General features: G+C 67.0%; 15 protein-coding genes. 2 read left to right on the forward strand and 13 right to left on the reverse strand.

Features of this window, described 5'->3' with window-relative positions; all coding sequences use genetic code 11:
• Positions 1-6: 6 nt before the first annotated feature.
• The 3 genes from DFO63_RS04090 to DFO63_RS04100 all read right to left on the reverse strand — a co-directional run bounded on the left by DFO63_RS04090 (position 7) and on the right by DFO63_RS04100 (position 2,967).
• Positions 7-1,437 (reverse strand): serine hydrolase domain-containing protein, encoded by a 1,431-nt coding sequence (locus DFO63_RS04090; protein ID WP_119006485.1) that lies wholly within the window; start codon positions 1,435-1,437, stop codon positions 7-9.
• A gap of 63 nt (positions 1,438-1,500) precedes the next feature.
• Positions 1,501-2,010: a DUF4952 domain-containing protein gene (locus tag DFO63_RS04095; protein WP_049443216.1), complete on the reverse strand. Its 510-nt coding sequence runs from the start codon at positions 2,008-2,010 to the stop codon at positions 1,501-1,503.
• A 51-nt stretch (positions 2,011-2,061) separates the two neighbouring features.
• On the reverse strand, positions 2,062-2,967 hold the full coding sequence (locus tag DFO63_RS04100; protein ID WP_049443215.1) for a LysR substrate-binding domain-containing protein: 906 nt from the start codon (positions 2,965-2,967) through the stop codon (positions 2,062-2,064).
• Positions 2,968-3,085: 118 nt separating this feature from the next.
• Here DFO63_RS04100 and DFO63_RS04105 point away from each other — a divergent pair, with 118 nt between their 5' ends.
• Positions 3,086-4,075 carry a zinc-dependent alcohol dehydrogenase family protein gene (locus DFO63_RS04105; RefSeq protein WP_119006486.1) on the forward strand — a complete coding sequence of 330 codons (990 nt, stop codon included), beginning with the start codon at positions 3,086-3,088 and terminating at the stop codon, positions 4,073-4,075.
• Positions 4,076-4,126: 51 nt separating this feature from the next.
• Here the strand turns inward: DFO63_RS04105 and DFO63_RS04110 are convergent, their stop codons facing one another.
• The 9 genes from DFO63_RS04110 to ligA all read right to left on the reverse strand — a co-directional run bounded on the left by DFO63_RS04110 (position 4,127) and on the right by ligA (position 18,563).
• Entirely contained in the window at positions 4,127-5,758 is a 1,632-nt protein-coding gene (locus tag DFO63_RS04110) for a peptidoglycan-binding protein (protein ID WP_119006487.1), read from the reverse strand.
• Between the two features lie 47 nt (positions 5,759-5,805).
• Complete coding sequence (locus DFO63_RS04115; RefSeq protein ID WP_119006488.1) at positions 5,806-6,894, reverse strand: lysozyme inhibitor LprI family protein; 1,089 nt, start codon at positions 6,892-6,894, stop codon at positions 5,806-5,808.
• Positions 6,895-7,020: 126 nt separating this feature from the next.
• Positions 7,021-9,549, reverse strand: coding sequence for a membrane-bound PQQ-dependent dehydrogenase, glucose/quinate/shikimate family (locus DFO63_RS04120; protein WP_119006489.1), 2,529 nt, complete (start codon positions 9,547-9,549; stop codon positions 7,021-7,023).
• Positions 9,550-9,680: 131 nt separating this feature from the next.
• Entirely contained in the window at positions 9,681-12,407 is a 2,727-nt protein-coding gene (gene gyrA / locus DFO63_RS04125) for a DNA gyrase subunit A (RefSeq protein ID WP_119006490.1), read from the reverse strand.
• Positions 12,408-12,624: 217 nt separating this feature from the next.
• On the reverse strand, positions 12,625-13,689 hold the full coding sequence (gene mtnA, locus DFO63_RS04130) for an S-methyl-5-thioribose-1-phosphate isomerase (RefSeq protein ID WP_049443209.1): 1,065 nt from the start codon (positions 13,687-13,689) through the stop codon (positions 12,625-12,627).
• A 47-nt stretch (positions 13,690-13,736) separates the two neighbouring features.
• Positions 13,737-14,465, reverse strand: a complete 729-nt coding sequence (locus DFO63_RS04135) for a DUF3011 domain-containing protein (protein WP_119006491.1) — start codon at positions 14,463-14,465, stop codon at positions 13,737-13,739.
• A 138-nt stretch (positions 14,466-14,603) separates the two neighbouring features.
• Positions 14,604-15,560, reverse strand: a complete 957-nt coding sequence (gene epmA / locus DFO63_RS04140; protein WP_119006492.1) for an EF-P lysine aminoacylase EpmA — start codon at positions 15,558-15,560, stop codon at positions 14,604-14,606.
• Positions 15,557-16,042 carry a GNAT family N-acetyltransferase gene (locus tag DFO63_RS04145; protein ID WP_014037728.1) on the reverse strand — a complete coding sequence of 162 codons (486 nt, stop codon included), beginning with the start codon at positions 16,040-16,042 and terminating at the stop codon, positions 15,557-15,559. Before DFO63_RS04145 ends, epmA begins: the two co-directional genes overlap by 4 nt.
• Before the next feature lie 49 nt (positions 16,043-16,091).
• Complete coding sequence (gene ligA / locus DFO63_RS04150) at positions 16,092-18,563, reverse strand: NAD-dependent DNA ligase LigA (RefSeq protein ID WP_182474413.1); 2,472 nt, start codon at positions 18,561-18,563, stop codon at positions 16,092-16,094.
• Positions 18,564-18,821: 258 nt separating this feature from the next.
• On the opposite strand from ligA, the gene DFO63_RS04155 reads away from it, so the two are divergent.
• Positions 18,822-19,946 carry a pyridoxal phosphate-dependent aminotransferase gene (locus DFO63_RS04155; protein WP_049443205.1) on the forward strand — a complete coding sequence of 375 codons (1,125 nt, stop codon included), beginning with the start codon at positions 18,822-18,824 and terminating at the stop codon, positions 19,944-19,946.
• 101 nt (positions 19,947-20,047) lie between these two features.
• On the opposite strand, the gene zipA is transcribed toward DFO63_RS04155, so the two are convergent.
• A complete protein-coding gene (zipA, locus tag DFO63_RS04160) occupies positions 20,048-20,785 on the reverse strand; it encodes a cell division protein ZipA (protein WP_049443204.1) in 738 nt (245 codons plus the stop codon).
• Positions 20,786-20,818 lie beyond the last annotated feature (33 nt).

Here is a 20,818-nt window from a genome sequence, read left to right on the forward strand (position 1 = left end):
TCACGATCAAAGTGGCACCCGTCGCGCGATGTAATTGACCACATTGCCGATCGCATCCGGATCGACATTGGCCAGCCCGACAATCACATAGCCCTGCGCGGGCAGCACCACGATGGCACTGTTGGAGCCGGGCGCACCGCCTTCATGGCCGTACTGGTGCTCCCTGCCCTCGCCCTGCACCACGAAACCATAGCCGTACCAGCCCTTGTGGTTCTGCGCTGTGGTGGCCTGCTGCAGCAATGCAGGTGAGACCAGTTTTCCGCTTTGCAGCGCCTCGGCGAACTTCATCATGTCGCCTACCGTGCTGTAACCACCACCGGCCGACATGCCGCGCCAGGGCAGCGACTTCGTTTCGCGCATCCATTGCCCATCCTGCTTCGTGTAGGCGACGGCACGCTGTGGCACCGTCACTGTTTCCGGCTCGAAGCCGGTGCCGGCCATGCGGGCCGGACGCAGGATGTGCTCCTCCACATAGGCGTAGTACGACTGCCCGGAAACGGCCTCGATGATGCGCCCAAGCACGATGAAGCCATAGTTGGAATAGCTGTCCTGGCTGCCAGGCGTGAACTGCGGCGGATCCTTGGCGAAGCGCTGCACGTAGTCATCCAGCGTCTTCAGCGAGGCGGAATACTGGTCGAAATCATCCCCGAAGAAATCGCCCAGGCCGCTGGTATGGGTCAACAGCTGGCGAACGGTCACGGCGCCGGCAACGGCCTTGTTCGGATAGTCCGGCAGGTGCATGCCGATCGTATCGTCCAGCCCCAGCTTGCCGGTCTGTACCAGCTGCAGGATGCCCACCGAGGTGAACATCTTGTTGGACGAGGCCAGCCGGAAGCGCGTATCCGCATCCACCGGAATGCCGCCTTCGCGGTTCGCCTCGCCACCGCGCCAGTCCAGCAGCACCTCGCCGTTCCGCGCCACCAGCAGCGCTCCCGACAGCGCGTCCTGCGCCCGCAGCGCCTCCAGTTTTGCTGTGGCATCGGCCATCAGGACAGGCAATGCAACCCGTGCCGGCTTGTACTTGCCCGGCGTTTCAGTGCCCTCGATCTGGAACTGCTTCACGTGCGACGGGTTGTCCGGGTCCATGCCGGCCGTCACCCACATCGCACGTTCGTTCAGCTGACCCATCACCAGCAGCTTCGCCCGGTTGGGCGTGCTCTGGATTGTTTCCAGTACGCGCAGTGGGCCGGTACTCCCGCGGAATTCGAGATAGTCCCCTGGGCTGCTGCCCTCCTTCTTCCCGTAGGTATCGGCGAATGCCTGCAGATCCTCGAGGCTGCCAGCATTGAAGGCCGCCAGCCAGTCATCGATGGCGTCCTGCGCACGTGGATGTGCGCGCTCGGAAGAGGTTGCGCCTACTGCTGGAAAAACCGGGGTAGCCATCAGAACCGAACAGGCCAGCGCATTGCAGAGAAACAAACGTCCAACCGCCTTCATGGCCGTTCCTTTGCGGGATCCCTGGATGCATCCTAGACCAAGGCTGCGTCCGCCGCATCGGCGCTAGGGACTCTGCCGAAACACCTCAACCGTTACATTGAATGCCTCGATGCGATGCCATTCGCTCCGCGCGTGCGGCAGGGATTCCACGCCCATGCCGATCTGGTACCTCACTGCGTCCGGACCTTCGCGCCAGTAATAGGGTTCACCGCTGCTCCAACCACAGCAGACGTAACGCAACGCAGGCAGGCCGAACGTTGCGTGCAGGAAGGCTTCGACCTTCGCTGCCCCGGCACCCGCAACCCGATAGTGGGCTTCCATCGGCTTGATGTAGGACGCATCGTCCTGGCTGCAGCCGATGTATTCCAGTCCCGCTGGTTTCCGCCCCATTGCCTGCAGGAAGTCTTGGCAGACCATGTCAGGTCGGGCCAGGCCGTCGGCACGGCCGTGCGCCTCCCACTCCGCCAGTGCCTGTGCTGGACTTTCGGCAGCCAGCAAACCGGTGGTGAACAGCAATGCAGGCAGTACTGGCAGCATGAAACGCGCGAGACGTTCCGGCCATGGAGGCGACATGAGGATGCGATCCTTCGCGGTTGATGGAAACCATGCTAACCGATGGTCGCGCTATCGCCGTGCCATGGTCTGTTCGTTGAACCACGCCACGCAGAAGTCGAGGAAGCTGCGCAGCTTGGGTGTCAGCTGGCGATCGCGTGGATACACCAGGTTGATCCAGGTCGACACCGGCACGTACGCCGGCAGCACCTCCACCAGTTCACCACGCGCCATCGCTCCGGCCAGCATTTCGTGCGGTTGCAGGATCAGCCCCAGCCCTCCGATGGCGGCGGTCAGCAGCGGCTCGGCCTGATTGACCATGAAGCGGCTGGACACCGGCACGGTCAGCACGCTGCCATCGGTGTCGCGGAAACTCCAGCGCGTGCGGATGATCGAATGTGCGAATCCCAGGCACTCGTGTCGGCTCAGATCGGTCGGATGGGTAATGGCCGGACGTGCAGCGAGATAACCCGGCGACGCACACAGCGCCAGCGGATACGGCCCCAACCGTCGCGCCACCAACCCGCTGTCGGCCAGATCGCCGGTGCGGAACACCAGATCAAAGCCGTCCTCAACGATATCCACCAGGCTGTTGGACAGGTTCAGATCGACCTGCACGTCCGGGTACTGCTGCAGGTAGGCCACCACCGCCGGTCCCAGTGCATGCACGCCGAAGGTGACCGGTGCGCTGATGCGCAGGCGCCCCATCGGCCGCCCACGCGCCACTTCAGCCAGCTGCTCGGCCGCCTCCACTTCTTCCAGGATCACCCGCGCCCGCGCCAGGTAGGCCTGGCCGAAGTCGGTCAGGCTCTGCTTGCGCGTGGTACGGTTGAGCAGGCGTACGCCCAGGTGGTGTTCCAGCGACTGCACGTGTTTGCCGACCAGCTGCGGCGACAGGTCCAGCGCGTCGGCAGCAGCGGCGAAGGAGCCGACCTCGGCCACTTTGACGAACGTACGCAGGGGAGCGATCAGGTCCATTGCAAACAATTGTTTTTTAATGAAACGCCAGATTACCCCTTATTCTGGATGCAGGCCACGCGCACAGTAGCCCTCACCTTTCCGCCGGCCCCTGCGCCGGCCTTGTCCAGGAGCCCCCATGAGCCAGGTTGTCCGCATCCACGAATACGGCAATGCCGATGTACTGCGCATCGACGACATCGACGTTCCCGCCCCCGCCACCGACGAAGTCCAGATCCGGGTCAAGGCCATCGGCTTGAACCGCGCCGAGGTGATGTTCCGCAACGGCGCCTATCTGCAGGAGGCGCAGTTCCCCAGCCGGCTGGGCTACGAAGCGGCCGGCGTGGTCGAAGCCATCGGCAGTGCGGCGAGTGGATTCACCGTGGGCGATGCGGTCAGCGTGGTGCCGCCGCTGGATATCGCGCGCTGGGGCACCTATGGCGAGCTGGCCAACGTGCCGGCACGACTGGTGGTCAAGCACCCGCAGGCACTGGAATTTGAAACGGCCGCCGCAGTGTGGATGCAGTACGTCACCGCCTGGGGTGCGCTGCTGGAGCAGGCCCGCCTGTCCGCCGGGGATTTCGTCATCATCACCGCTGCCAGCAGTAGTGTCGGCCTGGCCGCGATCCAGATCGCCAACGCGGTGGGCGCCACGCCGATCGCGGTAACGCGTGGCCCGGGCAAGCGTCAGGCCCTGCTCGATGCTGGTGCCGCCCATGTCATCGCCACCGAGGAGCAGGACCTGTCAGCCGAAGTGGCGCGCATCACCGGCGGTGCCGGTGCCCGCGTGGTGTTCGATCCGATCGGTGGCCCGCAGTTCGTGCCGCTGACCGAGGCGATGGCGCGTGGCGGCATCCTGCTGGAGTACGGCGCGCTGAGCAACGAACCCACCCCGTTCCCGTTGTTCAACGTGCTGGGCAAGTCGCTGACGCTGAAGGGCTACCTGTACTCGGAAATCGTCTCCGACGATGCCGCACTGGCACGTGCCAAGGCGTTCATCGTCGATGGCCTGGACAAGGGCACGCTGGCACCGAAGATCGCCAGGGTGTTCCCGTTCGCGCAGATCCAGGACGCACACCGTTACCTGGAATCGAACGAGCAGATCGGCAAGGTGGTGGTGACGCTGTAATCCCCTGGGCGGCAGCGACAGGCCCACAACGGGCACGTCGCTGCCGCAGGCTCAGGCCATTGAAGGCCCGCGGCTCTCATGCTGGCGGCTGTCGAGGGCGAGCTGGTGCTCGCGCTGCCGGTTGTCACCGGCCAGATCATTCACGGTCTGCTCCATCGAGCGCGCGGGCTGCGCCGTATCCACGCTGGCGCGCTCACCTGGAATCAACCCGGCAACCCACAGGCGATCTCCGGCCATCATCACCCGGTCGACGCGCCCGGCATCGTCGATGCCATTGCGCTTGGATTCCAGCACCGCCTGCATCACGTGCTCGTCGCCGATGGTGCCAGGTGCCCCCTGGCGGATGCGCTCGAACAGCGCGGCGTCCCTGGGCGACAGCGATTCCACGCCATTGGGCTGCGGTGCGGGCTCCGGCGTGGCCGGACCAGCGACCGGTGGATTCGCCGCCGCCTGCTGCCGCGCCTGCACCTGCTCCGGCTGGAACTCCGCCCGCGTATAGGGCGGGCGCTGCGGCGGCCAGTTCTCCGCACGGTCGAACTCGGTGGTCGGCGCATGCTCGCGTGCGACGGCGGCATCATTCAACTGCCGGCGCGCATCCGCGTCGATGACGCCGCCGGGGCGCAGCGGCAGGCCATAGTCCTGCTGGAAGTTGCGCATGGCCGCCTGCATGCCGGTATCAAACGTGCGCGCATCGCGCTCGACACGTGGGTTCGGTTCGGTCAGGTACCCCAACGCCTCCAGCTGCCGGCGCATTTCGAACACCGGCTCGCCCTTCTCACCGGGCCCAAGGTTGCCGTCGGCCAGCGGGCCGGTCAGGTCGGTCACCGTCCGGCGCTTGAAGTCCGGATCGACCGCCAGCGTGTCGCTGCGCATGCGTTCCAGCAGCGCATCGTCGATGCGGCCATTGGCCGGGCTGATTCCCCGCTCGGTCTGGAAGCGGCGCACGGCCTGCTCGGTGGAGGCGCCAAAATCACCGTCGGGCTTGATCGCGGCATTGGCGTTGTTGCGGATGTCCAACCGCTGCAGGTACTGCTGCGCTTCCAACACCTGCTGGTTGGCGTCACCCCGGTGCAGGTCCATCGCCCCGACGGGCGCCTGGAAAGTCGGCACCGGCATCTGGAAGCCTGGCTGCTGCACACGCTGGACCAGGCCGGCGACCTGGGATTCCCATCCGGTGGCCAGCGTGGCGATGGCGTCCGGATAGGGACTGCCGTTGATCAGCTCACCGCCATTGACCGAGGCCCGCGCCTGCCGGTAGTCGGCATGGTTGGCGTTGACGTTGTCGGACAGCCGCGCACCGAACATGCCATCGCGCATCCCCACCACCAGCACCTTGGTGGCGATTTCCGCCTGGGCAGCCCGTTCCGGATGCTCGACCAGCTCGCGGCCCATCCCCAGTGCCTCGCCCAGCCGCTCGTAGTTGTTGACGTGGGTAAGGTGGGCAAAGCCCCGGCCGAAATACTCCTCGCCGCCGAAGTAGCGCAGATCCACCGCCTGCTTCCTGCCCCAGTCTTCCTCGGGCGCGGCGAAATCACGCGATTCGTGCTGCGCCGTGGCCAGCACATAGGCAATCTGCCGATGGTCGGTAATGCCGTTGTCGATGCAGGTGCGCACGATCATCTCGACCGACTGGTCCCGGGTCAGGCCGAAGCCCACCCCACCTTTTCCATAGCCTTCGCTCATCCTTCAGCTCTCCAGTTCCGGAACGCATCCGTTCGTCAGGGGACGGCCTACTTCAGCAGGTCCGATTCGGTAGGGGCCTCGCCCCTGCAGGTGTCATAGCGGCGCTGCAGCAGCGTGCGTGGCTCGGTTCCGCGCAGCTGGATGACCTTGTCCTCACGCTCGCACGGGCTGACCTTCGCACGCAGCACGAACCGCCCATTGTCGATATGGTCGATGTCGCGCCCACCGATGGCCGCTTCCAATGCCTTGGCACGCACATAGCGGTTGCCCTTGGCATCGAACAGATAGAACGCATGCACCGGTACGTTGTAGACACCGTTGTTGTCCTGCCATACCTGCAGGTCCGGCACGCCATCGCCATTGAAATCCGAAGCGGTCAGCAGCACGGCGGCCGCCCCCTGGGCATCGGCACCAGCGCGGGTCAGGCGCGGCTGCGCGCCCGTGACCGCCACGTTGCGCCCACCACGGGTCACGCTCATGCTGCGCACCCGGCAGGTCGTCACGTTGTCGGTGCCGCCGCAATCGGCCACCTGGAAAACCACCTGCAGTGCAGGCGTGATCCTGCCCTCGCCGGGCCGCAGGACGATCCTGCCCTGCTCGTCGGGTGCGGCATCGGCGGTGTGCACAGCGGCCTGCGCCGGCGCCGGGGCCGCCTTGGCTTCCGCCACCAGCGCCGCCGCACCACCGCCCTGCAACTGGCGGGCACGCAGCAGGGTCATGTGCGTGCGGCACTGCTGTGCATCCAGCTGGGCAACGGCCGTGCCACCCTCCGGGCAGCGGCTGTCGCGCTGGCGCAGCCATTGCCGCTGCAGGTCGCGCAGCACCTGCTGGTCACTGGCCGTCAGCGCGGAGCGCGCCGCGCTATAGGCGGCGTTGAGCGCATCGTCGTGCACCTTGAACTCAGCGTCGGCACAACGACGCCGGGCGTCCAGCGCGTTGCCCGCGGCCGCCATGCAGGGCGCATGGGCAGGGCTCAGATAGCGCGCATCGCCCGCGATCAGTTCGGCACCACTGGGCACCTTGCGTACGGCGGGCTGGGGTGACGCCTGCGCGCTTGCCCCCATGCACGGGCCAAGCAGAAGCAGTCCTGCCAGCAACCGGGTGGCGCGCCCCGGCAGGCGTTCAGAGTTCAGCATGCGATTCCTTCCCTGGGGGCTTTGACCGGCCCCGTCCTGTTCCGATGATGGATGCTGCCCGCTCACCAGCGCAACTTCAGCGACAGCGGTCACAGCCCCCGCATGCCGTGTTCAGGCCGGCAGCCGCTATTTCGGCAGGGCGAAGGCCATCACGTAATCGCCGTTCGGGGTTTCCATGAAATGGTGGCCGCCAGCCATGATCACCACGTACTGGCGCCCGCCCTGCGCGTATACCATCGGCGTGGCCTGGCCGCCGGCAGGCAACTTGGCGTGCCACAGCTCCTTGCCGGTCTTCAGGTCGATGGCACGCAGCAGGTCATCGGTCGCGGCGGCGATGAAGATCAGTCCGCTGGCAGTCACCACCGAACCGCCATTGTTCGGCGTGCCGATCTCGATCGGCAGGCCGGACCGGATGCCGAACGGCCCATTGCCGCGCGCACTGCCGAACGGCCGATCCCACAGCAGCTTGCCGGTGCGCAGATCGATGGCCCGGATGCCACCATAGGGCGGCTGCTTGCACAGCAGACCGGTGAACGGCAGGCGCCAACCGGCATTCACCTGGATGGCGTAGGGTGTGCCCACCTGGGGGTCGCCCGCGCCCTCAGCGCCGCCCTTGTCGAACCGGATCTTCTCGCGTGGCAGCCAGCCCAGCCGGTCGGCCTCGGCACGTGGCACCAGCCGGTTGTAGTTGGGCATGTCGTTGTAGTTGGCCACGATCACGCCGCGGCGCGTATCGATGGACACGCTGCCCCAGTCCGAGCCGCCGTTGTAGCCGGGGTATTCGATGGAATGGCGATCACTGCTCGGCGGCGTGTAGAAGCCTTCGTAGTAGGCCTTGCGGAACTGGATGCGGCAGATCAGCTGATCGATCGGGGTGATGCCCCACATGTCGCGCTCGGTCAGGTCATGCTCGCGGCGCAGCGTGTGGTACAGCGAGAACAACTGCGTGGGCGAGCGCTGTTCCGGTTCGACACCACCGACCGGCACCTTGCGCTCTTCGGCGGCGGTCAGCAGCTGGCCGTTGCGGCGGTCGAGGATATAGAGATCACCCTGCTTGGTCGGCAGCAGGAGCGCCGGCACCTTGCCCGCCGCCGTCGGGTAGTCGATCAGGCTGGCCTGCGAACCCAGGTCGTAATCCCACACATCCTTGCGCACGGCCTGGAAATGCCAGGCCGGCTTGCCGGTGGCCACATCGATCGCCACCAGCGACGTCGCATAGCGGTTCTGGTTTTCCGTGCGTGAGCCACTCCAGTAATCGCCCGCGGAATTGCCCAGCGGCAGATAGACCAGCCCCAGCGCCTCATCACCGGTCGCGGTGGTCCACATGTTCGGCGTGCCGCGCGTGTAGGTCTGCTCATGCGGCGGCAGGCCGCTGCGCTCGGGCTGGTCCATGTCCCATGCCCAGCGCAGCTTGCCGGTGATCGCGTCGTAGGCCTGGATCACGCCCGATGGCGCATCGCGGCACTGTCCATCCAGCACCTGGTGGCCGGTGACGATCACCCCGCGCACGATGGCCGGTGGCGAGGTGATCGACACGTATCCAGGGGGCACCTCGCCCATGCCCAGGGTGATGTCGACCTGGCCGTTGTTGCCGAAATTCGCGCACGGACGGCCGCTGTCCGCATCGACCGCGATGATGCGCCCGTCCAGCGTGCCTTCGATGATGCGCGCCCAGCATGCCGGACGACTGCCCGGTGCAGCACTGCGGGTGGTACTGGGTGGCGGTTCCGGCAACGCCAGATCAGCAGCGACATCGGCCAATGCCGCGTCGGCGAAGGTCGGTGTGGCCGGCTGCTCGTAGTAGCTCACGCCGCGACAGGCGGCAGTGTACGGAATCGAAGCGTCCTTCACCTTCGGATCGAACCGCCACACTTCCTTGCCGCTGGCCGCATCAAGTGCGATCAGGCGGTTGCGGGCGGTGCACAGGTACAGGCGGTCGCCGATCTTCAGCGGGGTGGTTTCCGCACCCCAGCGCTTCTTCGGCATATCGCCGGTGCGGAACTGCCAGGCCGGCTGCAGCGTGGCCACGTTGGCCGGGGTGATCTGCTGCAGCCGCGAATAGCGGGTGGCGGCATTGCTGCGGCCCCATGCGGGCCAGTCCCCCTCGGCGGGCTGGTCAGCGGGCTGCAGGCCCGTGGTGTCGCGCGTGGGTTCCAGCCCGGCGCTGGCCGCGCCTTCCGGGAACGGCTGGTGCCCGTCCACTTCGCCATGCGGCGCGAACGCCAATCCGAAGGCAGCGACGAACACCAGCATCAGCACGCCGGCCACGCTGCGCGACAGGCGCCGGGAGACCGGCTGGTGGAGGGTGGGCGCCAGCAGCGCCAGCACGATGCCAAGCGCGGTCACCAGCCCGAGCCGCGGTACCCAGCGCCAGTAGTCGCTGCCCGATTCCCACCAGGTCCACAGCAGCGTGCCGATGAACACCAGCGCGTACAGCAGCGCGCCGCTGCGGCGGTTGCCGAACAACAGGATGCCACTGACCAGCAGGCCGAGCCCGGCAATGGCGTAGTACGCCGAGCCGCCCAGGCTGAGCAGCCACGCGCCGAGCCCGCCGATGAGCAGGCCGAGCACGATCAGCAGCAGCGACAGCACGGTGACCAGGGGATGCCGGAAGGCGCGGACGGGAGCAGGAGCAGACGGCGGCGTGGCGGACATCGTCGATCTCCGGGGGCAGCATGCGCCGTTATCCCACCGCCGACGTGAAGCGCGCGCGTATGTGCAGCATCCGGATACGACGACGCCGGCACAGGGCCGGCGTCGTCGGGTACCTCAGGCTCGCGGCAGGATCACTCCTGTGCGGCGTCCTCGCTGCTGGCAGCCGCCGGGGCGCCATCGGTCGCGGTCGCGGTCGTGGCCGGGGCAGCCACAGCCACCTCGTCCTCGTCCTCGTCGATCGAGGCATCCATGCGCTCCACCGCCTGCAGCTTCTCGTCCTTGGACAGGCGGATCAGGGTCACGCCCTGGGTGTTGCGGCCGACGCGGCTGATTTCCGAGCCACGCGTACGCACCAGGGTGCCGCCATCGGAGATCAGCAGGACTTCGTCGCCCGACCCCATCAGCACTGCGGCGACCAGCTTGCCGTTGCGCTCGGTGGTCTGGATGCCGATCACGCCCTGCGTACCACGGCCCTTGCGCGGGTAGTCCGGCAGCGGGGTGCGCTTGCCGTAGCCGTTCTCGGTGGCGGTGAGGATGTACTGCACGCTGGCGTCATCGGCGCCGTCGATCACCGCATCGCCATTGGCGACGGCTTCCTCGACACCGTTGTCGTCCTCGTTCTCGTCCTCGATGCCACCGGCACTTTCGGCCACGATCAGGCTGACCACTTCCTCGCCGGCCGGCATCTTGATGCCGCGCACGCCGGTGGCGGTACGGCCCATCGAGCGGACCTTGTCTTCACCGAAGCGCACGGTCTTGCCGTTGGAGGCGAACAGCAGGATGTCACGCTCGCCATCGGTCAGGCCAACGCCGACCAGCGCATCGCCCTCGTCGAGGTTGATCGCGATCTTGCCGCGGGCCAGGCGGAAGGCGAACTCGCTCAGCGGGGTCTTCTTGACCGTACCGTTCTTCGTGGCGAAGAACACGAACTGGCCGTCGGCGTACTCACGCACCGGCAGCACGGCCTGCACGCGTTCGCCCGGCTCCAGCGGGATCCAGTTGATGATGGGACGGCCGCGGGCGTTGGAACCGGCTTCGGGCAGCTGGTAGACCGGCAGCCAGAACACCTTGCCCGAGCTGGTGAAGGTCAGCAGCGTATCGTGCGTGTTGACCAGCCACAGCTGTTCGATGAAATCCTCTTCCTTGGTCGCCGCCGCACTGCGGCCACGGCCACCACGGCGCTGTGCGCGGTACACGCTTACCGGCTGCCGCTTAACGTAGCCGGCATGCGACACGGTGACGACCACGTCTTCCGGCGCGATCAGGTCGAGGATGTCCAGGTCTTCTTCGCTGTGGCGGATTTCGGTACGACGTTCGTCGCCGAATTCGGCCTTGACGTTGACCAGCTCCTCGCGGATCACCTGCAGCAGGCGGTCGGGATCTTCCAGGATGTGGATCAGCCCGGCGATCACTTCCAGCAGCTGCTTGTACTCGTCGGTCAGGCGGTCCTGCTCCAGCCCGGTCAGGCGGTGCAGGCGCATCTCCAGGATCTGGGTGGCCTGGATCTCGGTCAGCTGGTAGCCGCCCTCGATCAGGCCCACGCCCTTGGGCAGGTCTTCCGGACGCGAGGCTTCGGCACCGGCCGCGCCCAGCATCGCACCGACCAGGCCCGGCTCCCACACGCGCGCCAGCATGCGCTCGCGGGCTTCGTTCGGGTTCGGCGAGGTCTTGATCAGTTCGATCATCTCGTCGATGTTGGCCAGCGCAACGGTCAGGCCTTCCAGCACGTGGGCACGGGCGCGCGCCTTGCGCAGCTCGAACACGGTGCGGCGGGTGACCACTTCGCGACGGTGGCGGACGAACGCCTCCAGCATCTGCTTGAGGTTCATCAACTGCGGGCGGCCATCGACCAGCGCCACCATGTTGATGCCGAACACCGATTCCATCTGCGTCTGCTGGTACAGGTTGTTCAGCACAACCTCGGCAGATTCACCGCGCTTGATCTCGATGTAGATGCGCATGCCGTCCTTGTCGGACTCATCGCGCAGCTCGCTGATGCCTTCGATCTTCTTTTCCTTGACCAGCTCGGCGATCTTCTCGATCAGACGCGCCTTGTTCACCTGGTAAGGAATTTCAGTGACGATGATCGATTCGCGGCCGTTGTTGGCCACTTCGATATCGGCCTTGGCACGGATGCGCACGCGGCCACGGCCGGTGCGGTAGCCGGCAACGATGCCGGCGGTGCCATTGATGATGCCGGCAGTCGGGAAGTCCGGGCCCGGGATGTACTCCATCAGGCCGTCGACATCGATGTCCGGGTTGTCGATCAGCGCGATGCAGGCGTTGATCGATTCACTCAGGTTGTGCGGCGGAATGTTGGTCGCCATGCCCACCGCGATACCGGCCGAACCATTGACCAGCAGGTTCGGGAACCGGGTCGGCATGACCGTCGGCTCCAGTTCCTTTTCATCGTAGTTGGGCTGGAAATCGACGGTTTCCTTGTCGATGTCCGCCATCAGCTCATGCGCCAGGCGCGACATGCGCGCCTCGGTGTATCGCATCGCTGCAGCGGAGTCGCCGTCGATCGAACCGAAGTTACCCTGGCCGTCGACCAGCATGTAGCGCAGCGAGAACGGCTGTGCCAGACGCACCAGCGTGTCGTACACCGACTGATCGCCATGCGGGTGGTACTTACCGATGACGTCACCGACGATACGCGCCGACTTGAAGTAGGGCTTGTTGCTGTGCGCGTTGAGTTCGTTCATCGCGTACAGCACGCGGCGATGCACCGGCTTGAGGCCGTCGCGCGCATCCGGCAGCGCGCGGCCCACGATCACGCTCATGGCGTAATCGAGGTAGCTCTTGCGCATCTCGTCTTCCAGGTTGACCTGGATGATTTCCTTGGCGGTTTCTGCCATTCGGGTTCCGTTGTCTGGTAGCGGTCCAGTCCGGCGCAGCCCTCTGCGGGAGGGGGTCGTGCCGGAACCTCGATTCAACCTGTGGATACTACCACAACAGGCCGTCTTCCGCCTCCCTTTACGGGGATTTTACCGGCACAAATCAGGAACTTAGGGGGTTGCCGGCCAGCGGCCGGCACTACCGGGGGCGGAGGTCACGCCGCCCCTCCCCTGCACTTCAACCGCCGAAGGCGGCGCGCATGTTCTCGGCGGTCGGGTTCAGGATGACCCCGCGCTCGGTCACGATGGCGTCGATCAGCTCGCCCGGGGTGACGTCGAACACCGGGTTCCAGGCGGCAATGCCCTCGGCGACGGTACGGGTGCCACCCACGCCGTACAGCTCACCCGGGTCGCGCTGCTCGATCTCGATCTGACTGCCGTCCACGGTCTCCATGTCCACGGTCGAGGACGGTGCCACCACCATGAACCTGACACCGTGGTGGCGGGCGGCGATGGCCAGCTGGTAGGTGCCGATCTTGTTGGCGGTATCGCCATTGGCGCAGATGCGGTCCGCACCCACGATCACCCATTGCACGGCACCGGTCTTCATCAGGTGCGAGGCGGCGGAATCGGCAATCAGGGTGGCATCGATGCCATCCTGTTGCAGCTCCCACACGGTCAGGCGTGCACCCTGCAGCCACGGCCGGGTCTCGCCGGCGAACACGCGGGCGATGCGATGCTGGGCCATGCCGGCGCGGATCACACCCAGCGCGGTACCGAAGCCTGCAGTGGCCAGCGAGCCGGTATTGCAGTGGGTCAGCACGCCGCTGCCGGCGTCGATCAGGCCCGCGCCCAGTGCGCCCATGTGGCGGTTGGCGGCCAGGTCTTCCTCGGCGATGGCCTGCGCTTCCGATTCCAGCAATGCCTTCCAGTCGGCGCCGGCGGCGTTCAGGCAACGGCGCATGCGTGCCAGCGCCCAGGCCAGGTTGACCGCAGTCGGGCGCGATGCGTTGAGGCGCTGCAGGGCCGGTTCCAGCTGCTGCAGGGCGTGCGCACCATCGACGGCCTGCACCGCGCGTGCGGCCAGCACGACACCCCAGGCAGCGGCAATGCCGATTGCCGGCGCGCCACGCACGGTCAACGCGTGGATCGCGCTGGCAACCTCGTCGCTGTCATGACAGACCACGTGCTCGACCACGAACGGCAGCTTGCGCTGGTCCAGCAGTTGCAGGGCATCGCCGGTCCACAGGATCGGGCGGATGTGGTCGTAACGGGCGTAGTCGATGTCAGAGGCAGTGTTCATGGCCCCATTGTAGGGCCACGCCCGGCAGGGTTGGAGACTGCCGGGGCTCAATTCACCGAGAATTCGGCGCGGCAGCCGCCGTCCACCCAGATCCCGTTGCGGTTCCAGCCCCAGGTGCTGCCTTCCTCGCAGGGCGTGCTGGACAGCTGCTCGGAGACCACGGCGCCAACGGAGATGCTGGCACCGCAAAAACGCCGCTTCTTCGACTTCGATTCGCAGGTCAGGCGGCGCGGCATGTCGACGAAGCGTCCGTCATCATCGGCCACCTCGAAATCGCCCTGGCAGCCACGGCTGGTCCAGACTTCATTGCGCTTGTAGCCCCAACCTTGCCCTTCCCGGCATGGCAGCACCGACAACTGGCGCAGCAGGCGCACCGGCGCGCCATCGAGCCGTACCGGGCAACTCTGCGGACGACCATTGGATTCACAGCGAACCACGCGGCGCACCAGGCGCTTGCCTTCGTTCGCTGCCGGTGAGGCACCCGCGGCACGGCGCGCGCGGAACTCGGCACGGCAGCCCAGGGTGACCCACACGCCACTACGGTCGGTCCCCCACTCGCTGCCGCGGATGCAGCTGTTGCTGGACAGCTGGCGCACCAGATCGACGCCGTTGGCGACCTCGATATCGCAGTGCACCCAGCCCATGTCGCGTGATTCGCAGGTCACCACTTCGTCGTCGTAGCCCACCTGCTGGGCCGACGCCGGCGACGGCAGCCAGGCACCCCAGAGCGCAATGGAGTACACCGGTGCAGCGACAACCGCGAACCACTTGACCAAAGCCTTCCCCAGCAGGAATGGATGAACTGCATGCCAGTGTCCGGCATTGGCCGTGATAAGAGCATCATCCTGCTTACCGACGCAAGCGCACAGAACCCGCGTTTCGTTCAGCCTGCGATGTTCAGCAACACGCGAGCGTCACGCGTGGGCGAAGTCATAGGCCAACACGTCGGCGATACGCGGCGTGCGGTTCATCGCCATCAGCAGCCTGTCCACGCCCACCGCCACACCCGCGCAGGCCGGCATCGAGGGCAGCGCAGCCAGCAATGCTTCGTCCAGCGCCGGCTGCACCTGGCCGCGTTCGTGTCGGCGCTGCAGGTCACGCTGAAAGCGCGTGCGCTGCTCCTGGGCGTCGTTCAGTTCGTGATAGCCGTTGGCCAGCTCCACCGCGCCCAGATACAGCTCGAAGCGCTCGGCCAGCGGCGGCGTGCCGGCACGGATGCGGGCCAGCGCGGCCTGGCTGGCCGGCCAGTCATGTACCACGGTCATGACCCCGTCATCGAACTGCGGCTGGATGTGGTGGGTCATCAACAGGTCCAGCCAGTCATCGCGGGTCAACCCGACCGGGTCGATGTGCACGTCGCCAAGCGCAGCACGCAGCGCGGCTTCGTCGGCCTCGAACGGATCCACGCCCACGTGCTGCTGGAACAGCTCGCGGTAACTCAGCACACGCAGCGTTGCACGGCGTCCGACCAGGGCCAGCGCCTGGCCGACCAGCTCGGCGGTCTCCTGCACCAACCGGTGGTGGTCCCAGCCGACCCGATACCACTCCAGCATGGTGAATTCCGGGTTGTGGCGGCCACCGGCCTCGCCGTTGCGGAACACTCTGCCCAGTTCGTAGCAATCGCCCACGCCGGCCGCCAGCAGGCGCTTGAGCGGATACTCCGGCGAGGTGCGCAGCCACCGACGACGGCCACCGGCATCGACATGGCCGGTGAAATCGGTATGGAAGCTGTCGATGTTCGGCTCGGTGTTGCCTGCCACCGACAGGATCGGCGTTTCCACCTCCAGTACGTCGCGCTCGGCGAAGAAGCGGCGTACCAGCGCATTGAGCGTGGCACGCTGCTGCAGCGCGCGCAGCAGGCCCTCGCTCACAGGATGCCCTCCGGGCGCGGATGGTCGAGCGGCAGGGTCAGCAGATCGCGCGTGTCGTCGATGTAGCCGCTGGCCAGGTACAGGCGGCGGGCCAGTTCGTTGTGGTGGTTCACTTCCAGGCGCAGTCGGCTGACGCCACGCCCGCGAGCGCGCTGTTCACAGATGGCCAGCGCCTGCTTGCCGCGACCACGACCGCGCGCGCGATGGCTCAGGTACAACTCGTCCAGCAGCATGAAATGGCCGCCCTGCTCCAGGCTGAAGCCCATCGCGATCACCGCGTAGCCAACCACCTCGCCCGCCTCGTCCAGCCACAGCAGCACTTCGCCATTGCGCGGATCGGCCAGCAGCGCATCCACGCCGCGACGCACGCGCGCGTCATCGAAGTCGATCCTGTCTTCGGCGTAGAACTCACGCATCAGCTCGATCAACAGTTCTTCGTCGGCACGGGTGGCCAGGCGGAAATCCAGCGGGGCGGTCTGCATCGGTGTTCCTTTGTGTTTCATGCCGGGCGCCAGGCACCCGGCGGGGTCATCATTCGTGTTCGGCGAGGTAGGCCAGCAGGCGGTCTTCGTCCCACACCGGCACGCCCAGCGATTGCGCCTTGTCCAGCTTGGAGCCGGCCTCGGTACCGGCCACCACGAAGCTGGTCTTCTTCGACACGCTGCCGGAAACCTTGGCACCCAGCGCTTCCAGGCGTTCCTTGGCGGCATCGCGGGTGAGCTGGGCCAGGGTGCCGGTCAGCACCACGGTCTGCCCATCCAGCGGTCCGGCCACGATCTCGGCCAGCGCCGGCGCCCTGATCAGGATCTGCTGCATCGCCTTCTCGGCCGCCAGCAGCATCGCGCCATGGCCATCGGCATCGAGCCACTCGGCCAGACCGCGCGCAGTGTCGTCCGGCAGGCCGGCGTTGACGAACTGGCCATGCTCGGCATCCAGCACCGCCTGAGCGCCCGGCAACGCAGCCGCCAGCTTCTCCGCACGCAGGCGGGTAATGCCGGGGATTTCCGATTCAACCAGCAGCTGCGCCAGATCCAGGCCTTCGCGCAGCTTGGCGCTGGGCGCGTGCACATCGCTGATGCGCACCTGCCCGACCTGCAGCAGGTCATCGATGGCCTGCTGGTTGCCCTGCTGCTCGAAGAAATGGCCGAGGGAACGCGCAACTTCGCCACCGATGTCCGGCACACGCTTGAACAACGGCCACGGCAGGTGGCGGATCAGCTCCAGGTCACCGAACCACTGCGCCAGCGCCTTGGCCGTGCTCTCGCCGACGTGCTCGATGCCAAGCGCGAACAGCAGGCGCTCCAGCGTGGCCGCACGACTGGCGTCGATTGCCGCGATCAGGTTGTCGGCCCACTTGGTGGCGATCTTCTTCGTGTTCCATTCGAAGCTGGCCGGCTGCGCCAGCGCCTGCGCGCGCCACGCCGGATCGTTGCCATCCAGCTTGAGCACCGCATTGAGCACCGCGCCGCTGCCTTCGGCCGGCAGGTGCAGCTTCAGCGCGGCGGCCAGTGCGGAAGGGTCCTCGGCATCCAGCACCAGCTTCAGGTGCAGCAGCTGGTCGCGGTTGAGCCGGTACAGATCGGCCACGCTCCTGACGATGCCGGCGTCGACCAGGGTTTCGATGTACTTGTCGCCGAGGCCGTCGATATCCATCGCACGACGCGAAGCGAAATGGGCAATCGCCTCCTTGCGCTGCGCCGGGCAGGACAGTTCACCAGAACAGCGCCATGCGGCGGCACCTTCCTCGCGCACGATTTCCGAGCCGCACACCGGGCAGCGCGTCGGCATCTGCCAGGGCGAGGTGCCCTGTGGGCGGCGGTCGAGGATGACGCTGACCACTTCCGGAATCACGTCGCCCGCACGTCGCACGATCACGCTGTCGCCCACGCGCACATCCAGGCGCGCGATCTGGTCGGCATTGTGCAACGTGGCGTTGGATACGATCACGCCGGCCACAGCCACCGGCGCCAGTCGCGCAACCGGCGTGGCGGCACCGGTGCGGCCGATCTGGATCTCGATCGCCTCCACCGTAGTGCTCTGTTCCTGCGCCGGGAATTTGTGCGCGATGGCCCAGCGCGGCGCGCGCGAAACGAAACCCATCGCCTGCTGGCCGGCGCGGTCATCCAGCTTGTACACCACGCCATCGATATCGAACGGCAGGCCATCACGGCGCTCACCGATGTCACGGTAGTAGCCGAGCAGGCCGTCGGTGCCTTCCACCACCTTGCACAACTCGCTGACCGGAAAGCCCCAGGCACCGAGCTGGGCCAGCGTGCCCGAATGGGTGTCCGGCAGCTCGCCGCCCTGCACTTCGCCGGTGCCGTAGGCGAAGAAACTCAGCCTGCGCTGCGCACTGATCTTCGGATCGAGCTGGCGCAGTGAACCGGCTGCCGCGTTGCGCGGGTTGGCCAGCACCTTGCCGCCCTGCTGGCGCGCACGCTCGTTGTAGGCCTCGAAGTCGGCGCGGGCCATGTAGACCTCGCCACGCACCTCCAGCACGTCGGGCCAGTCCTTGCCGTGCAGGCGCTTGGGTACGTCGCCGATCTCACGCAGGTTGGCGGTCACGTCCTCGCCGGTACTGCCATCACCGCGGGTTGCGCCGAGTACGAAATGACCGTCCTCGTAGCGCAGGCTGATCGCCAGGCCGTCCATCTTCGGCTCGGCCGAGAAGCGCAGGCTGCGACGGCCCAGGCGTTCATCGATGCGGCGCACGAAGTCGGCCACTTCCTCATCGCTGAAGGCATTGGACAGCGACAGCATCGGCACCGCGTGGCGCACTTCGGGGAAGCGACCGGACGGGCGCGCACCGACCTGCTGGGTCGGGCTGTCGGCACGGGCCAGTTCCGGGTGCTCGCGCTCCAGCGCTTCCAGTTCGCGCACCATCCGGTCGTAGTCGACGTCGGGGATCTCCGGCGCATCCAGCTCGTGGTAGGCGCGGTTGGCCTGGGCGATCTGCCGGCGAAGGTCTTCGGCGCGTTCGGCGGGGCTGGGGCTCATCGGGATCCGGTGGTTCTGGGATGGCCGGGGATTCTACCGCGCCCGGCCGTCAGGCCCTGTAACGCCGCCGCCTTTCGTAGCGTCGAGCTTGCTCGACTGGCACTCCCCCGCTCTGGTACGTGCCAACCACTTCCCCCGCCCTGGTAGGTGCCAACCTTGGTTGGCACATCTGCGGTCGAGCATGGTTCGACTCCACAAAAGGCGGGCTTGCCGCCCACCCCCGCCAGCGCTAGCGTGCGACGGTTGCCCCTCGGAATCCCACCCGTGCCCCTGCCCGCCTCCCGTCGACGCTTCCTGCAACTGGCCGGTGCCGGCCTCGCCGTCGCCAGCAGCGGCCTGCCGCAACTCGGCCAGGCCCAACCCGCGGCCGCCGTCGCCGCGCCCCCTGCCGAAGGCGCCGTACTACTGAACTTCAACGAATGCCCGTACGGTCCCTCCCCCGCCGCCCAGCAGGCGGCGCGCGACAGCATCGCCAGCTGCGGACGCTACCGCTTCGCCCTGGCGGCACAGGTACGCGATGCCTTCATCGAGCAGGCCCGCATCCCGGCCGACCATGTGCGGCTCTATCCGGGCTCCAGCGAACCGCTGAACCGCGCCGCCACGTTGTGGACCGGCCCGCAGGCGGGACTGGTGGTGGCCGACCCGACCTTCGAGACGCTGGGCGAGGTCGCTGCCGCGCATGGCGCGCACGTGCAGAAGGTGCCGCTGCGCAATGACGGCGCACACGACCTGCGTGCGATGGTCGCAGCCGCGCACGCGCGCCCGACCGGGCTGCTGTACGTGTGCAATCCGAACAACCCGACCGGCTCGATCAGCCCACCGGATGAGCTCGCCTGGCTGCTGGCCCACAAGCCCGCCTCCACCCGCGTGCTGGTCGACGAGGCCTACCTGCAGTACAGCGAGCAGCCCAGCCTGATCGAGCAGGTGACGCAGCGCGACGATCTGATCGTGCTGCGTACGTTCTCCAAGCTGTACGGCATGGCCGGCCTGCGCCTGGGCGTAGCGGCCGCACATCCCGAGCGTCTGCGCGAGCTGGCCAGCCTCGGCGACAACCCGCTGCCGGTTCCCGCGCTGGCGGCGGCGCTGGCCAGCCTGCACGATCCGCAGCTGATTCCGCAGCGTCGCCTGCAGAACGCCAAGGTGCGCCAGGCCACCATCGCATGGCTGGGCAAGCGCGGTTTCAGCTGCCTGCCGTCGGAGGCGAACTGCTTCGTGGTCGACGTGCAACGCGACGGCAGCACGTTCGCCAAGGCGATGGCCGACAACGGCGTGGTGATCGGGCGCAGCTGGCCGATCTGGCCGCAGCGCGTGCGCGTAACCGTCGGCAGCGAGGACGAGATGGCCGCGTTCCGCCGCGCGTTCGCGAAGGTGGCCGGCGTGCCGGCCTGACCCTGTTGGTGGGGGCGAACCTTGGTTCGCCCTATCCACGCATGGCGTGGATCTACTGTTGTGGGTGCCGACCGTTGGTCGGCACACCCCAAAAAATGCCTTTACCAGCGCGGGGTCTTGGTCAGCGGCGGGGCCTGGTGCTGGCGGTCGTAGGCGCGCAGCTCGTCACGGATGTGTGCGATGCGCTGGCGGCCCAGGGCGTTGCGGCTGTCATCCAGCACCACGCCATCCAGCAGTTCGGCCATGCGCTGCACGGTCGGCAGCATCTTCTCCCAGGCGTCCAGCGCGGTCAGCGGCGCCGGCAGGGTCAGGAAGAAGGCGATGGCCGGGGTTTCCATGGCACGGATGTTGGCCATGTCGAAGCTGCCCGGCTTCATGATGCTGGCCATCGAGAAGATCGGGCCGCGCTCGGGGTGGCCTTCCACCAAGCGGTGGAACACGTTCATGTGGCCGAACACCAGGCCGGTCTTCTCCGCCGCCACCACGATGTCTTCGCCGCGCAGCTGCTCGCCGGCCCGGGCGGCCACGAACAGCGAAACGATCTTGTCGAAATCCTGGGTGGCGCGCTTGCCGAGATCGCTGGCGCCCGGATCGGTATCGGCCAGGCCGAGTTCGGCCTGCTCGCCTTCCGTGCCCATGCCCGGTTCGACGCGGCCATCGGCCACGACAACGCCGTCCTCGCCCAGGACCGGTTCGCGGCGCTCGCCGCTGGTCGGTTCCGCGCTGTCCACGCGGCGCCCCTGGGGCTTCTTCTTCGGACGGCCAAACAGGAAGATCGCGGCGATCAACAGCAGGCCGGCGGCCAGGATGCCGATGCGCAACAGTGCCGTGTCGGACATTCGATAGGTTCTCCGGCTAGTTCATTCAGGTAA

This window comes from Stenotrophomonas sp. AG209 (assembly GCF_003550055.1).
Taxonomy (GTDB): Bacteria; Pseudomonadota; Gammaproteobacteria; order Xanthomonadales; family Xanthomonadaceae; genus Stenotrophomonas.